This is a genomic window from Nocardia sp. NPDC102475 (genome assembly GCF_055584605.1).
On the sequence record NZ_JBVJLS010000035.1, the window covers coordinates 37,385 to 53,805 of the forward strand.

Genomic DNA, 16,421 nt, shown 5'->3' on the forward strand with positions numbered 1-16,421 from the left:
AAAGGCGCGAATTCGCATGAGACACATGCCCAATCCAGCAGAAGCCCTGAGGCGACTACGCGATATCGATGTTCACCCCATCACCGCCGCCACCACGATCGCCGTGGTTGATGTGCACGACCACGACCCGCATACCGGTCGGCACTGGATCTCGGTGTGATCGCCAGCGGCGCAGACCTGTTGGCCTGGATCGAAACCAACCTCCCCGACCTCGAGGAGGACCGGTTCGGGCCCTGGCGAGCCGAACCAGCGGCCACCCCCGGTGCGCGCACCGCCCACATCCATGTGCGCATCCACAGTCCCGAAACCGCTGACCGCATCACCACGATCGTCCTGTCCGCAGAACCCGATCCACCGGATGTCCGTCGCGCGCCGCGCAACCTCAATGCGCCACAAACAGATTCGAGGTGACCATGACCGATACCCCACCTCCCCGCCGCACACGTACACCCGCGCAGCCTGCGGTGCCGATGCGGTTGATGCACGCACCAACCTCGCATGGGCTCGTGGTTCCGTACATCACGCTGGCGCATCGCGATCGCAGCCACCCCGTGTGGGGAGCTCTCGATCCCGTCCGTCGACTGCACGCCTTGACCCGCAAACTGTGTCAGGTCTGCGGCGAACCCCTGCAGATCTACGGAGAACCGTTCGGCGACCGGGTCGTACTGCAACTGCGGCCAGTGACTACCTGCGAGGAATCGCGGTCGAGCCTGGCGTCCATCCCGAATGCGGGCACTATTCCCAGCGCGCGTGCCCCACGCTGGCTGGGCGCAGCAGCCGCTACAACCCGGCCTCCCTCGGCGAAGGCCTCAGCCGCTGTGAGGATCCCGAATGCGGCTGCGCCCGCTGGGCCGTGACCGAAACCCCGCCCACGACACCTTCGCGGGAAGGTCAGCCCGCCGAAGCCTGGTATCAGGCATGGCTGGCGCTATCGGACTACACCATCATCCCCGACCCCGGCAACGACAGCGTCGCACCCGCTCTCGGTGTCGACATCCGCAACGCCCGGCTGTTGAAACTGCGCAAGATCCGCAACGCCGCACCCACCGACACCGGTGAGCGGCCGACGGATCTACTCGCCGCACTCATCACCGCACGCGAACTCTTCAGCGACGCAAGCCATGTGTGGTGACCACACCGAAGCTGGGGCACACACCGTTCGCGGCTGCGTCAGAGCCGACAGCACCGAAACCACTGTGCCGGTGAACAACCAGCCACTCTCCCGCTGCTGGATGCGTTGACCCATCACCGGTAACCCCCCGCCCATCGCAAGAGCCGGGCGCAACGCTTCGGGGTCTTGCGCGCACTCGCTCGGCGGTCTCACCAGATCAGAAGCCTCGTGGTCGATCCGGATCACCCTGGCCGACACCGGACGCCGCCGCGAACAAGCCCGACCCCGCGGCCAAGAAACGATCGACACCCACCTCGGCACCGCAAAAGACCATGCCGTCGCGCCCGTGCACAGAAGTTGAGCGTCTCTGGTCGATGAGTCGTCGAGTCCCGGCGCAGCAGCAGCGGCCCTATCCCCTTCGGCCCCGCCCTCGGCGACGACATCACAGCCGTAACCGCGTCCTCCGCCGGTCAACGCACATCCATGACCACCAGCATCCGTGACCCACCGACACAGGAAGGCAGGGACTAAATCCCATGTCCGACAACACCGATGACGATGCCCGCTCCCAGTCCACCGGTCCTGGGCTCTCCGAGCCGGGTCAGCGTGCCGAGCAGCCTTTCTCGGCGGATGCGTTGCATGTCGACGATCCCGGCGAATTGATCGTGGCGATGCCCGCCATGGTCGGGTTCGTACCCGAACGCTCGCTCCTGGTCGCAGTCCTGCGGGACGCACCCGAACCCGACAGCGCTCCGATCATCGACGCGGTCGCGCGGTTCGACCTGTACCTCGACAGCGACGGCGACCAGCGACCGGGGTCGGCCGTCGCCTACGCCGATGCCGTCGCCCGGATCTGCGCCACGGACGGCGCGGGCGAGGTACTCGCGGTGATCATCGATGACCGGGCACTGCCACCACACCCGGACCGGCGCCACTCGAGTGCGGGAGGCCATGCTGGGTTGATCGAGGAGTTCGCGCAACTGCTCGCAGACCATCAGGTGCTGCTGGCCGGAGCGTGGGGGGTGCGATCGATCGAAGCGAACGAACCATGGTGGAGCCTGCTCGACACCGAACACGTTGGAACGTTGCCGGATCCGGCGGCCTCGATGGTGACCGTAGCGCACGTGTTCCACGGGCGAGCGATCCGAGCCGCACGCTCGCAACTGACCGATCTACTCACCCCCGACACCGAACTGACCGCCCAAGTCGCCGCGCACCTCGAACAGTCCATGGCGGCGGCGCATGACCGGTACGCGGCGGCGGTCCGCGCTGGCGATCCCGACTCCTATCACCGGCAAACGCTCGAGCGGGTGCTGTGGCATATCGCCGACACTGACTCCGGCACAAACCCCACTGCCCGCGAATACGCTGACCTGGCGGTAGCACTGCGGGATCGGGTGGTGCGTGACGCGTTGTTCGGCCTCGCCGACGGTGAGCACGCCGACGCCGCCGAACGCCTGTGGCTTTCGCTCTCGCACGCGACCGCGGGCACCGACCGGGCCGATGCCGCAACACTTCTCGGATTCAGCGCCTACACCCGCGGCGACGGCGTCCTCGCGGGGATCGCTATACAGGCCGCCCACCACGCCGACCCAACCCACTCCATGGCAATCCTGCTGGCGACCTGCCTGACCACCGGGATGCGACCCGAGACCGTGCGCCGCCTGGCTCACTGCGGGCATGACATCGCCACCGACCTGGGCATCGACCTCACACACTGACCTTCGGTTGCCGGAAGCCGATCCCGGACAGGCACTGCCTGCCCCGTGGCGGTCAATGCTCGCTCACCGAAGTTATCGGCTGCTGCACGATCGCGATCCGAACATGTTGCCGCAGCGGCTGATAGCTGCTCGCGTCGCCGGTCCCGTCGCCTTTCACACACCGCGCACCTGGCCGAATTGCGATCCCGACGCCTGGCTGCCGTACCCGCACTGACGTTCACGCCCGTTCCCGTGGATTCACCCATTCCGAAGGGCGTTCACGCGGAAGGCAACGGCGAACTGCGTCCGACAGCCCAACTGCACCCCGTGGGTTCGAGAAGCCTGCGGGTGTTCCTCAAATCTCCTGCTGCCTTGTGCATCCGGGAGCAAGCACTGTCCACTACTATCCTGGGAGGATCATCATGGCCGCAGAAACGGTCATTACCGTCATCGGAAATCTCACTGCCGCACCCGAACTGAGGTTTACGCCCGCGGGAGTCGCGGTCGTGAACTTCACGGTCGCCTCGACCCCACGCTACCTCGATCGCACCACCAACGAGTGGACCGACGGGGACCCGTTGTTCATGCCCTGCAGCATCTGGCGCGAGGCCGCAGAGAACGTGGCCGAGTCGTCGCTACCCCGTGGTGCACGGGTGATCGTGACCGGACGACTCAAGCAACGCAGCTACCAGACCCGCGAAGGTGACAAGCGCACCGTCGTCGAGCTCGACGCCGACGAGGTCGCCGTATCGTTGCGCTTCGCCACGGCCACGGTGACCAAGACCAGCCGGCGCACCACCCCTAGGACCGACACCACCATCGGCTCCAGAGCGAGTTCCGATGATCCGTGGGCGTCGGTCGGCTCGCGTGAACCGGCGTTCGCCGGTACCGGTGAGGAGCCTAGCTTCTGACCCGATGATGCTTCCGCTCACCTCTCGTAGGGAGGTGAGCGGGAGTTATCGGGTGGGCGGGGGATGCCCGTCTGGCCGTTCGTCCAGCCCGGACCGAGGGCTACCAGAGCGTCGCTCGACACGGCAGGGCCCGCGCCCGGCACCACCGAATTTCGCTTCCGCCACATAGCTACGCGGCGGTCGGTAGTTCGAAATTCGGTGGTGCACGCCCCGGCGCGTTCCCCACCACGCCGAACACCGCCCCGGTCGAAAACGCCCTCGGGCTGGCCACCCGGCCAGCCGACCATCCCTGTGGAATGTCACCTCCCCACGGGGAAGGGTCGTCACGCTCGCACGAAAGGGAAAACTCCGATGGCCAACACCGAATCCCCGTCGTTCCTCGACGCGATCACCCACATCAACTGGCAACTCGAAGCCGGTCTACACGACGAGGCCCGAGACGCGTTCGAGCACGCCCTCACCACTCTCGCCACCACCGAGGACCTCCACCGGCTCGTCCGACTCGCCGACACCTTCACCCACGCCCTCTACACCAGTGCGCGCGCGCAACTGCGTTCGTTGTGGCGACGTTCGGATCCCGACCTGCGGGCGTGGCTGGACGTGTTCGTCACCCGCACCGACCCCGGCCTCTATCGCCCCACCGAGCAGCAACCCCGATGGGTCACGACCGTGCCGCTCACCGCCATCGACTCGGATGTCCGGCGGGTCCTCGCCACCGACGACACCCCCGTGCTGAACCGCGAACCCTCTACCGCCACCGAGATCGCGGCCAAACGCGCGAGGCGGCGCGAGGAACACATCGAGGCGATCACGACAAAACGCCGTCGCGTGCACGAGGACCGGGTCGTCACCGACTACATCCGCACCCGCTTCCTGCTCGACACCGACCGACCCTACGAACCCTCAGCCTGGGATCGGCACTACGTGCGCCAGGTCGCCGAGCAGGTCCGCGCCGAACGCGACCGCGCCGGGGCACGCACCCACGAGGACTTCGACACCGACGCGATCGCCCGCACCCGAACCGGCCTCGACATCCGCGACGACGCTCGACCCGCCTTCCTACCCAACGGCAACGGCCTCGACTACGACCACACCACACTGCCGCCACTGCAAGGCTGGGTGTGTGTCCACTGCTTCGGCGAACGCGCCTGCAGCGACCACTTCCGCACCGACCCTGACGGTCGCCGCCTCAGCGACGACGGACTCTGCCAACACTGCCGCGACCACAACCGCACCGGAATCCCCGCCCTCCCGGCGGGTTTCACCCTCGCCGACGAAGTCGCCGCCTACTGCCAACACCTCACCGACCACTACCCCGCCGCCGCACCCGCACTGCTGCACGACTTGCAGCAACGCTCCACCCGGATCGTGGCCGGGCTGGTCATGGCCGTCCGCGACCGGGCCGCGCAACCATCGGCACCGAGCACGCCGATCACGACCTTGACTCCGGTGCAGTTGCGGACCGGACGGTGCTGCTCCTGCCACACCCCCGGCCGCGACATCGACATCGACGACCTGTGCGGCGACTGCCGCGACCTCTACCGCACCGCCGCCTGACCATCAGGTCGTCTCCACACCGGCCCACCCACAACGGGTCTCACAACCCCGGTCCGCCGCAGTGTCGCGCTCCTGCGGCGGACCGGACACCAACCACCGGACTTCCCTCAGTCCTAACCGCCTTGGCGGTACACGCCGTGCCTCACCCCTGGCTCGACTTACTCGCCGACCACTACTCCTCGATCTGGGTCCTGTGCTGGCTCGCCATCCTCGCGTACTGGGCGCGGCGCCTGACCGAAATCTCGGTGCCGCCGCCGGTGTTCCACCACCGCTGCAGAGCGCGGCGCGAGGTAGCCCAGAACCGCTCGCGCACAGCGATTCCCCGCCGCCCGGGATCATCGGCGCCTCGCGAGACCCGGTCCGTCGCGGTGCCCACTCCCCCGACGGACCGGCCACCACCAACCCGCACCGATCACCAACCCCACCCACACCCTCACGCCCACAACTAAACTCCCCTCCACGCGCAAACCGCCACCACACAACCCCACTCACCCCTGCTCCTCCTCACTTTCACCCTCACCACCCCACTCCCCCTCATTTTCACAAGCACACCTTTTGCATCCGAGGCACCACTACTTTCCGGACTGTAAGCGCAAATGCGACAAGCTAGCGGTCTCCCAGGTGGACTATCCGGAGCGGTTTCCGTGACACGCTTGCACCGACTAGGGGATCGTTGACACGACAAGCTTCATCGCTAGGAGCGAGGTTGCAGGGTCCGATTGCGCCGTCTTGTTAGCCTCCACCGTTGCGATTCGGTAACGACCAGGGGTTTTGTTTGATTTGACGAAAAAATAGTCAAATCCAACCCTGGCGTAAATGGCCGGTCGAGTGCTTGATGGATATATGACCGCGACGATTCATAAAGTCGTGGCAGGCAATGGGTATCAATATTATCTGCGCAATGTCGCCGCGAATGACGTGTCGGCTCGTGGCCGTTCCAGCCTCGCCGATTATTACTCCGCTCACGGGGAAGCTCCGGGCCGCTGGCACGGCACGGGCCTGGACACGCTAGGCCTGCAACCGGGCGACGAAGTCACCGAGGAACAGATGAAATCCCTGTTCGGACTGGGGCGTCATCCGAACGCGGAGGTGATCGAAGCCCGCGTCTACGACACCGAGATCGGCAAGGGGGCTACGCATAGAGACGCCGCGCGTGCTGCCGATCAGGCGTCGCGTTTAGGTAATCCGTTCCGGGTTTATGCCGAGGTTTCCGAGTTCCGTACACGGTGCGCGGACGCTTTCAAGCGACACAATATCGCGCACGGATTCGACCCTAATGACGCTATTAGCGACGACGAACGTTCACACATTCGGACCCGTATCGCGTTCGATATGTTCTGCGAAACCTACGATCGCGCGCCACTGAACGAGCGGGAATTATCGGGATGGGTGGCACAAAACTCGCGCCCGAACACCGTCGCGGTCGCCAGTTTCGACATCACTTTCTCCCCGGTTAAGTCGGTGTCGGCGTTGTGGGCGATCGCGCCACGGACTGTCGCGGAGAAGGTCGAACTCGCGCATCAACGTGCGGTGCGCGACGCCCTCGGCCGGCTCGAACAGCATGCGGTGTTCACGCGGTTGGGTCGCAATGGTGTGCGCCAAGTCGATGTGGAGGGCATCGTGGCAGCTCAGTTCACGCACCGCGACAGCCGGGCCGGGGATCCGGACCTGCACACCCACGTACTGATCGCCAACCGGGTCCGCACCGATGATGGGCGGTGGCGCACCCTCGACGGGACCGCGATCTACCGCGCGGTGGTCACCGTCTCCGAGATCTACAACACCCGCCTGGAACACCACCTCGAAGATCTGGTGGGTGTCGAGTTCGCCGAGCGCCCCACCACCGATCCGTCCAAGCGCCCGGTCCGCGAAATCGTTGGCATCCCAACACCGTTGATCGAGGCGTGGTCACGGCGCGAAGCCGCGATCAAGGAGCGTGTCGGGGACCTCGCGGCACGGTTCCAGCATCGGTTCGACCGCGAACCGACCCCCACCGAAATGTATGCCCTCGCCCAGCAGGCCGCCCTGGAAACCCGACCGCCCAAACACCAATTGCGGTCACTGGCCGAGCAGCGCAGCACCTGGCGCTCCCAAGCGATGGCACTGCTCGGCGGCCGCGAAGCACTCTCGTCGATGCTCGTCGCGGTCGTGAATCCGGTGCGGCTCCAGCGTGTTGCGGTGACGACGGCGTGGATCAACCGGACCGCGCAGCGGGTCATCGAGGTGGTTTCCGAGCACCGCTCCACCTGGACTGCCACCAACCTGCGGGCCGAAATCGAACGCCAAATCCGCGGCCACATACGCAGCCGGGACTGGCAACAGGCCACCGAAGCGGTCCTGGCCGAAACACTTTCACCCGAGCATGTGATCGCCCGCGGTGACCCCGATCTGACCGACGAACCCGAACTACACACCGTGCCAGAGCTGTTGCGTCGCCGCGACGGCACCAGCGTCTACACCACCTCCGGCGCACAGGTCTACACCTCGGCACGGATGCTGTCGATCGAGCAGCAGCTGATCGACCTGTCGGTGCAGCCGGGCGCACGACAATTACCGATGGACGCGGTCACCGCGGCGGTGCACTGCTATAACACCCGAAATCCCGAACGCCCGCTCAACGCCGGGCAGATCAGCGTGATCCGAGGATTCGCCTCCTCGAGTCTGCGGGTACGCACCACGAACGCGCCAGCGGGAACAGGCAAGACCACCGCGATGGCCGTGCTCACCGACGCCTGGCATTCCAGTGGCGGCCGGGTCCTCGGGTTGGCGCCGACCGCGTCGGCGGCCGCCCAGTTGGGTAAAGCGATTGGTGCGCGGGTGGAGACAGTGGACAAGGTCCTCGACGTCCTGGACCGGCACACCCCACGCTCGGACAACCCGGCGCTGGACCGGGATATACCGCCGTCGCTGCCGCAATGGATCCTCGACATCGACCCCGACACGTTGGTGATCGTCGATGAGCACGTCAAGATCGGCAACCTCAAACGCCTACGCCTGCTGCGATTCCTGCACGACCGCGGCGCGACGATCCGCTGCATCGGCGACCCACACCAGCTCGCCTCGATCGAAGCCGGCGGCGCCGACACCGACATGGATCACGCAGCACCCGAGGCGAGCATGACGCTGACCCATGTCGTACGGTTCGCCTCGAACGCCGAAGCCACCGCGAGTTTGCAACTACGCGAAGGGGATCCGGCCGCGCTGGGCTGGTATCTGGACAACGGCCGCATCCACGCCGGACATTCCGGGGCCACCCACGATGACGCTTACACCGCCTGGATCGCCGACCACCTCGCGGGCCGCGACACCATCATGTTGGCCGCGACCCACGACGTCGTCACCGAGCTGAATGCGCGCGCTCGCGCCGACCGCATCGCCCGCAATGGCGGTGTAGTGAGCGAGGAATGTGTTCTCGTCGACGGTCTTCACGCATCGGTTGGGGACACGATCCGTACCCGCCGCAACAACCGACGACTACGACTCGGTACCGATGATTGGGTCCGCAACGGCTATTCCTGGACCGTCACCGCCGTGCACGCGGATGGCAGTCTGACCGCCGCACATCTGCGTTCGGCCAACAAACTTGGTCATAGTGTGTGGCTTCCCGCCGATTACGTGGCCGCGAATGTGCGTCTCGGGTACGCGGCAACGATCGATTCCGCGCAAGGAATCACCGCCGATTCGTGTCATGTCGCGCTCACCGGAGGCGAGTCCCGGCAACAGCTTTACGTCGCACTCACCCGCGGAATTCACGCCAACCACGCCTACGTACCGACCGCGTTGGACGGCAGTGAGGGCTCGTTTTGGAGTGAACCGGCGGTGTTTCCGCGCACAGCTGTCGAGCTTTTGCTGCGCATTTTCGGGCGCGACGGCGCACAAAACTCGGCGCACACCATGCTGCGCGACGCGCTCGATCCGCACAAACGGATCGGTCGCGCGCTCGATATCTACCTCGACGCGATCGGTGTCGCCGCCGAAAACGCCCTCGGCCCAGACGGACTCGAACGCCTCGACGCCGCCGCCGAAGCGCTGCGACCCAATCTCACCGACAGCCCCGCCTACCCCGTCCTGCGGCAACACTTGGCGATGATCGCGCTGTCCGGGCGCGACCCCATCACCGCCTTACGCACCGCCGCGAACGCCCGCGAACTCGACACCGCCGATGACGTTGCCGCCGTCCTGGACTGGCGACTGGATCCCTCCGGCACGCACTCCACCCGCAACGCACCCCTGCCATGGGCATCTGGCATCCCGCGCGGGCTACGTCCCGAACTCGACTCCACCCAACTCGCTGCTCGCGCCCGCATCGTCACCGACCTTGCGACCCAAATCCGTGACGACGTCCAGACCTGGACACCCGCGTCCGCACCGCACTGGGCACGCCCGCTCATCGGCTCGGATCCACGACTGCTCGCAGACCTCGCCGTGTGGCGGGCCTCCCTACACATCGACGACCGCGATCCACGGCCAACCGGACCCGCCCGCTACACCGTGGGCGAACGCGAACACCAACAGCTGCTCGACGTACGCGTCACCGACGCCCTCGGCGACCTGAACCTGCCCGCCACCACATGGGCGCCGCTAATCACACACCTCGAATCCCGCATCCTCACCGACCCATGGTGGCCGATCCTCGCCGACAAAATCGAGGTCGCCCACCGATCCGGTATCGACATCAAAGCCCGATTGACCCACGCCGCCGCGCTCCGGGCGTTGCCCGACGACATGCCCGCCGCAGCCCTGTGGTCGCGACTCGAGCTCGAACTCTCCGCCGTCGAAGTCACCGACACCGGCAACCTCACCCCCGACTGGACCACCGAACTGCACCAGATCATCGGCGCCGACACCGCGCACCGCGTCATCAACGACCCCGCCTGGCCACGCCTGGTCGCCGCGATCGACCGCGCCACCGGCACCGGCACCGGCACCGACTGGACACCAGCCGAACTCCTCACCACCGCATACGAACTCATCCTCGCCGCCCAACCCGACCCCACCGCGAACCTTCGTCCAGACCAGTACGCCAGTGCCTTGGCCTGGCGCATCGACGCGCTCCTGCACGAACACACCCACCCCCCGGAGCCCGCCATGCACCCACCCGAGCATCACCCCGAACCCGAACCACACGACCACTCGCACAGCGACAGCACCGCACAACCGACACCACCCACCGGTACTCCCCTCGATGCGGGCGACCCCGTGCAGATGCTCACCGACGACCAACTCACCCAAGCCATCACCGACATCAGCCAGCGCATCGATCTCGCCGAGACCGAAGCCATCCTCTACGGACCCGCACCAGGCACCGCATCCGCGGACACGACAGCAGTCGACACCGCCACCTGGCTGCAAGACGAACTCACCGACCTCAACACCGAACAACAACGCCGCGCCCAACTCACACCCCAACAAGCCGACGCCGAGGACGCCTTTCGCGCCCGCCACCAGCATGACAACGCCACCGAAGATCCCCCGGAATACGAGCTCGACCCGGTCATCGATCCGCCGTTCGGCTACGACGATCTCGGCCTGTAGAACGGTTCACCAACGACATCGAATTCCGTTCGGCTATCGGCGAGTTCCAGCAGCCACCCGTCGGCCAGCAGCGCGGTCCTCGGCCCCAGCAGCGTTCGTATTCGCATTCGGCGAATAACGCGGGCAGAGCTGGCCAGTTCTCCGGTAGATGCGCCTCTGCTCAACTCCCGCCTCACATCATGTTGGTGCTGGCGCAGCTGAGCGAAGCGACCCTTACGACCGGATCAACACAACTCAGTTCACCGCGCTGACAGTGCCTGGTGACCCAGACCTCGCCTCAGCGCCGCGCCGGTGACCTACCTGTGAGCTTGGACCGCATCCGCACGGCCCGGTACCTGCAAGAAACTCCTGGCCCGGTGCTCGATCTACTGCACTGCCGAGCCGTGTTCAGCGTCAGCAGAAACCGCTATCCGGGACGTCGATGCTGCCACCGGCTCAGAGTGCCTTCCATACCCACGGTTTCGGTATTTGCCCACGCACGCAAGCAATTCGATGCTTCGCTTGTTGCGCCGCACTCTCGTTCGCTCCTGCTCGCTCTAACGCGAACCCCACCCAACGTAGCTCTTGGATATCGGCGAAGAGTCTGAAATCCGACCAATCTGTAATGTCCTGGCCGCCATAAGCGTTCACCAGCGACAGGTAGTCAGCGGCGGGAATCCGCGCGAAGTCGGTGTAGTCGACGGCGAGCTGAATGAGATCCCATTCCGGTCGGCCAACCGACACCTTGTCCAAATCCAGGACTATGGGAGTGCCCGATGGCGGCACGACCAGGTTGCCTTGCCAGGCATCACCATGAATTACCGCGAGCCGTAGCGGATCCGGCAGCTTGTCATATCGCTGGTGTAGTTCGTCGTATCGCGTCAGTAGCCACGTGCGGTCATCGTCGGCCACCGTGCCCGCCGTCGCCAATCGTTCGCGAAGATCACCGAACGGGTCGTAACTCGGCAGCTCAAAATCGGCCGGTGGTGTCAACGAATGCAGTGCTCGCAGCATTGCTCCCAGTTTGGCAGGGGTGGCGGGCCGATGATCCGGGATGAGACGCCACCAGGTGACGGGTCGGTCGTCGACAACGATCGGTTGAGGCAGTTCCGAGACCGTCTCCACCGTTCGGATGCCAGAACTGTTGAGCCACTGCGACACTCGTAACTCCCGCTCAGCATCCTTCAGGCTGCCCGGTCTCCCGATCCGTGCCACGATGTCGCCGATGCGGTAAATGGCGTGGGATCCCTCGCGGATCACCTCCGGGTCATTCAGGGCAAGTCCAGCTTGTCGGGCAGCCTTCGCCAGTATTGCCTCCGATGACGATGTGGCGTTCATAGCGCTGCTTTCGCCGCAGATCGGCGGGTAATGACCTCGCACAGTTCCACGACGTCGCTCATTCGCCGGTGACGAGACGAAGCAGCGGCCAATCGCTGCAGTTCCTTCTGGATGCGATGGGAATCGAATTGGATCGCCTGCGTGGCAGCGCGGGTTCCGAGGGCGACTGCTTCTCTCGGGTCGCCTAGCCGCATGGTCAGGGTAGCCAGTCGGGTGAGCGAGAACGTCTGGGAACGGGGGTATTCCGCAGCTTGAAGTTCGACGGCTTGTCGAATCCTCGGGGCCGCCAACTCGATTCGATTGCGAGTCCTCGCAACCGGAATCAGAGCTTTGCCGGTGCTACCGAGGTGCTCCGCCTCGTCGTAGAAGCACAGCCAGGGCGGGTCGGTGGCGGGGCTGCGCTGGGCAAAGTACTCGTCGGCGCGTCCTACTTCGGAGAGTGCTTCGTCAGGTCGTTCCATGGAGGCCAAGTATTGGGCGCGCAAGGCGCTGAGCATGGCGCGTGCTGTGGCAGACAGCCGGTCGGATCGCACCTGGGCCAGCTCTATGAGCGACAATCCGCCATCAGGGTTGCCGATATACGCCAGCTTGCGCGCCATGTCGGCCAGTGTGCTGGCGCGCAGTTCCCATGATCCGGCTGTGTCGGCGCACCACAATGCGAGCCGGAACCTGCGCTCCGCCACCGCGTGATCGCCGATGTCGAAGGCGGCATACCCAGCGACACTGCCGAAGTTGCCAATCGCTTCGAGCAGAGCCCGGCGAGTGCCCGGCGACGCCTTCGCATCGAGTAGGCGGACGAAGTGGCCAAGTTGTCTGCCCGCGACAAGGCTGATCGAGCCGCCACCACGCAGGTTCTCCGCCGAAGCGATTGTGCGCGTGGCGGTTTGGACGTCGACGACCTCGGTTGTGCCGACACAGCGGATCAGCTTGTCGTCGGCGCTAGGTCCGAAATAGTGGGCGGGACCGATGCCTGGATCGAAAGGGCTGAACAGGTTTGTCGCGAGCAACCCGTCTGGCTGTGCTACTGCTTCACGTCGCCGACGACTCGGTACGAAACCCAGTTCACTGTCGGTGGCGTGCAGGATGGCGCGGAAGGCTTCCCGATAGAGCTCGTTGGGCCAGCGGACAGTGCCGCGCTCGTAGCGGGCGATGGTGTGGGCATCGAGTTCGCGCCGTTGACCGTGCTTGCGCCAGATGTAGGTGTTGACGGCCTCGGCCAGCTCGGCGCGGCCCATTACCTGACCAGGTCTCACCCGCGACGGTGTAGCTTCCCGTCGCTGCTGGAGTTGCACGTTTGGTTGCATGCGTCCCTTGCCGGTATCGGTCGCGGCTCAGTCTATCCAGCGGCACCGACGCTGAGTCGGGGCAGACTATCTGCCCCGTAACTTGCCCTCTTTTAGAAGCGTCGCGTGCGTGAGGCTGGAACAACGGCTCCGATCTGGCGGAGGCGTCATGCACAACGTGATCAATTGGGGGATCCAATGAGACCATGCGAATCGGTCCGAGGTGCTCTCGGTGCGGCACCGGTGTCGCGCATCGTCGGCCCGGATGTTGAAGCTGGGTGGCGCACATCGCGCCGTGTCACTGACCGCAGCGCAACACTGCGCGCCGGTGTAGTGGGCCTCGGGCATCAGGCAATAAACGATCACCTACCAGCGCTCGTGGCGTCACATCATGTCGAGCTCGCCGCCGTCTGTGACGAGGATGCGAGTGTCGTGCGCGAGCAGCAAACAGTGCATCAGGTGCCCGGATTCGCCGATTACCGCGAAATGTTCGAAGCCGAGGCACTTGACCTTGTAGTGGTTTGCGTGCCGCACGACGTCGGTCGAGCGGTGATCGAGTCAGCCGCGGAGCACAAGGTCCACGTCCTCAAGGAGAAGCCGTTCGCCACCAACCTGATCGAGGCCATTGACCTGGCGGAGTTGTGCGATCGATCCGGTATCGAGCTGATGGTTACGCTGCAGCGGCGATTCAATCCGATCTATTCGAGCTTCCCGCAGCTCGCTGACCAGGTCGGCACGCCGTTTCTGATCGACGCGCGCTACACCGTGCATGTCGATGATCCGTCGGAGGGTTGGCGCGGGCAGAGCGCCAAGGCGGGTGGCGGCTGCGTGATCGACATGGGCTACCACCTCATCGACCTACTTGTCTGGTACTTCGGATTGCCCGACAGCATCACAGCCGAGCTGTCGGTCGGTGCGCGACCGGACCGACGCTACGACGCCGAAGACACTGCGCTCGTTCACTTTTCCTATGACAGCGGCCTCTACGGCTCGTTGCTGCTCTCGCGGTTCATCGGACCGAAGACCGAGGAGATCCGGCTCGTCGGGTCCGAGGGCGTCGTGCATCTGGAGCGTGGCCGCATCCGCCGACTCACCAACAGCGGCGAGGTCATCGAGTCGCTGCATCGTGAACAAGCCTGGCCCTCGGCCGCGGCCTGCCAGATCGACTACTTCCACCGCGTCATCGACGGCACCCGACCCAACCTCAGCGGTCCAAACGAAAACCTCGACCACATGGCCTTCGTCGCCGCCTGCTACGACGCCGCACGCACCCACACCCACATCAACCCCAAGGAGCTCTTGTGACCTCACCACTCGCGCTGCTCGGCGGCCCACCCGTCATATCCGAAGCAGCACCGCATTTTTCATGGCCACCACTGACCGAGGCCACCAGCATCGCCATCCTCGATCAGCTCGACGAGGGCATCTCGATCTACGACCGCTCCGGTGTCATCGCCCGACTCGAAGACGCGCTTCAGCACTACTTCGGTGCCCGCTACGCCGTCCTCACCAGCTCAGGCACCGCTGCACTGTATTCGATGTACGCCGCCTGCGGCATCGGGCCAGGTGATGAGGTGATTGTGCCTGCGTATACCTTCTTCGCCACTGCCACACCACTGCTGCACTTAGGCGCGACTCCCGTCCTGGCCGATTGCGACACCAGTGGAAACCTCGATCCAGTCGATGTGCCGCGACGCATCACCGAGCGCACTAAAGCCATTGTGGTAACGCATATGTGGGGGATGCCCGCGCAAATTCGACGACTGAAAACACTGGCAGACGCTCATGGGCTGCTACTGCTCGAAGACGCTTCCCACGCTCACGGGGCCAGCATCGGTGAGCAGAAGCTCGGCACGTTCGGACAAGCCGCCGCTTTCAGCATGAACGGGCCAAAACCGCTGTCAGCCGGGGAAGGCGGCTTCATCCTCACCGATGACGAGCAGGTGTATCACCGCGTCTTGCTGCACGGCCAATACAACAAGCGTTGCCGAAACGAAATCCCAGCGCATTCGGACCTCAGTCGCTACGCCGTGACGGGTATGGGACTCAAACATCGCATCCACCCACTGGCCGCGGCCCTTGCACTGCAACAACTTTCACATCTGGATGACTACCTCGACGGGCGGCAGCGGATCGCCGAGCACATCCACGACGAACTCCAGCGAGAACCGGGACTGACCATCACCTGGCACGAACCACACACACGACCAGCCTGGTACGGATTCACGATCCTCTACGACAGTGAATTCTTCGATGACGTGCCGGTCGAACGCTTCCACGCCGCGTTGCAGGCCGAGGGCTGCAACGAATTCGACCGGCCGGGATCGACCTGTCCACTCAATCTCCTGCCGCTCTTCCAGGAGCCAGGTCCGTTGTTCCCGGCCTTCACCGGCAAACTGGCCTACGCTGCGGGCGACTACCCACGAGCCGAAGAGCTCCACCACGCCACGCTCAAGCTCCCTGTTTGGCATCGAGACGAGGACCTGCCCCTCGTCGACCGCTACATCGAAGCGCTCTACAAAGTCATCACCCACCACGCCGACCTGAAAGGGTAGAACTCGATGATCGAAGCAACACTGCTGGAGAAGCTGACGCGCGAAGCGGACCGGGATGAGGTGCAACAACTCGTTGTCGGTGCAGTCGTCCAACACGACGGAAAAGTCCTGCTGCTGCAACGGCCCTCCGACGATTTCATGGGTGGGATCTGGGAACTTCCCAGCGGCAAAGTCGACCCCGGCGAAGTCATCGACCAAGCCCTCATCCGGGAAGTCAAGGAAGAAACCGGCCTCGACGTCACCGCGATCACGAACTACCTCGGTGAGTTCGACTACCAATCCGGCAGCGGCAAGAAAAGCCGCCAGTTCAACTTCACCGTCGACGTCGAGCGCGCTGAGCCTGTGGAGCTGACTGAACACGACGCCTACACATGGACCAGTCTGGTCGAAGAACCACCAGTCACCGATGCTGTCAAGCAGATTCTGGCGCGCTACCGGGAGATCTGAACGGG

General features: G+C 64.9%; 12 protein-coding genes. 10 read left to right on the forward strand and 2 right to left on the reverse strand.

Annotated elements, in window-relative coordinates; genetic code table 11:
- The first annotated feature begins 25 nt into the window (after window positions 1–25).
- The 7 genes from ACZ60G_RS39830 (at window position 26) to mobF (ending at window position 10,814) form a co-directional block, all read left to right on the forward strand.
- Window positions 26–160 carry a hypothetical protein gene (locus ACZ60G_RS39830; RefSeq protein WP_465817135.1) on the forward strand — a complete coding sequence of 45 codons (135 nt, stop codon included), beginning with the start codon at window positions 26–28 and terminating at the stop codon, window positions 158–160.
- Window positions 157–411 carry a hypothetical protein gene (locus ACZ60G_RS39835; protein WP_465817136.1) on the forward strand — a complete coding sequence of 85 codons (255 nt, stop codon included), beginning with the start codon at window positions 157–159 and terminating at the stop codon, window positions 409–411. The genes ACZ60G_RS39830 and ACZ60G_RS39835 overlap by 4 nt, the downstream gene beginning before the upstream one ends.
- 442 nt (window positions 412–853) lie before the next feature.
- Window positions 854–1,132 carry a hypothetical protein gene (locus ACZ60G_RS39840; protein ID WP_465817137.1) on the forward strand — a complete coding sequence of 93 codons (279 nt, stop codon included), beginning with the start codon at window positions 854–856 and terminating at the stop codon, window positions 1,130–1,132.
- 515 nt (window positions 1,133–1,647) lie between these two features.
- On the forward strand, window positions 1,648–2,832 hold the full coding sequence (locus tag ACZ60G_RS39845) for a DUF4192 domain-containing protein (protein ID WP_465817138.1): 1,185 nt from the start codon (window positions 1,648–1,650) through the stop codon (window positions 2,830–2,832).
- Between the two features lie 401 nt (window positions 2,833–3,233).
- Window positions 3,234–3,722 (forward strand): single-stranded DNA-binding protein, encoded by a 489-nt coding sequence (locus tag ACZ60G_RS39850; protein WP_465817139.1) that lies wholly within the window; start codon window positions 3,234–3,236, stop codon window positions 3,720–3,722.
- Window positions 3,723–4,073: 351 nt separating this feature from the next.
- Window positions 4,074–5,279, forward strand: a complete 1,206-nt coding sequence (locus ACZ60G_RS39855) for a hypothetical protein (RefSeq protein WP_465817140.1) — start codon at window positions 4,074–4,076, stop codon at window positions 5,277–5,279.
- 843 nt (window positions 5,280–6,122) lie between these two features.
- Window positions 6,123–10,814 (forward strand): MobF family relaxase, encoded by a 4,692-nt coding sequence (gene mobF, locus ACZ60G_RS39860; protein ID WP_465817141.1) that lies wholly within the window; start codon window positions 6,123–6,125, stop codon window positions 10,812–10,814.
- A gap of 435 nt (window positions 10,815–11,249) precedes the next feature.
- On the opposite strand, the gene ACZ60G_RS39865 is transcribed toward mobF, so the two are convergent.
- Both ACZ60G_RS39865 and ACZ60G_RS39870 read right to left on the reverse strand, forming a co-directional pair.
- Window positions 11,250–12,131, reverse strand: coding sequence for a phosphotransferase enzyme family protein (locus ACZ60G_RS39865; protein ID WP_465817142.1), 882 nt, complete (start codon window positions 12,129–12,131; stop codon window positions 11,250–11,252).
- Window positions 12,128–13,384 carry an XRE family transcriptional regulator gene (locus tag ACZ60G_RS39870; RefSeq protein ID WP_465817143.1) on the reverse strand — a complete coding sequence of 419 codons (1,257 nt, stop codon included), beginning with the start codon at window positions 13,382–13,384 and terminating at the stop codon, window positions 12,128–12,130. The genes ACZ60G_RS39865 and ACZ60G_RS39870 overlap by 4 nt, the downstream gene beginning before the upstream one ends.
- A gap of 228 nt (window positions 13,385–13,612) precedes the next feature.
- Here ACZ60G_RS39870 and ACZ60G_RS39875 point away from each other — a divergent pair, with 228 nt between their 5' ends.
- The 3 genes from ACZ60G_RS39875 to ACZ60G_RS39885 are packed head-to-tail and all read left to right on the forward strand — an operon-like array spanning window position 13,613 to window position 16,416.
- On the forward strand, window positions 13,613–14,719 hold the full coding sequence (locus ACZ60G_RS39875; RefSeq protein WP_465817144.1) for a Gfo/Idh/MocA family protein: 1,107 nt from the start codon (window positions 13,613–13,615) through the stop codon (window positions 14,717–14,719).
- Complete coding sequence (locus ACZ60G_RS39880; RefSeq protein ID WP_465817145.1) at window positions 14,716–15,969, forward strand: DegT/DnrJ/EryC1/StrS family aminotransferase; 1,254 nt, start codon at window positions 14,716–14,718, stop codon at window positions 15,967–15,969. Before ACZ60G_RS39875 ends, ACZ60G_RS39880 begins: the two co-directional genes overlap by 4 nt.
- A 6-nt stretch (window positions 15,970–15,975) precedes the next feature.
- The gene (locus tag ACZ60G_RS39885; RefSeq protein ID WP_465817146.1) at window positions 15,976–16,416 is read left to right on the forward strand and encodes an NUDIX hydrolase; all 441 of its coding nucleotides are present in this window, start codon (window positions 15,976–15,978) and stop codon (window positions 16,414–16,416) included.
- Window positions 16,417–16,421 lie beyond the last annotated feature (5 nt).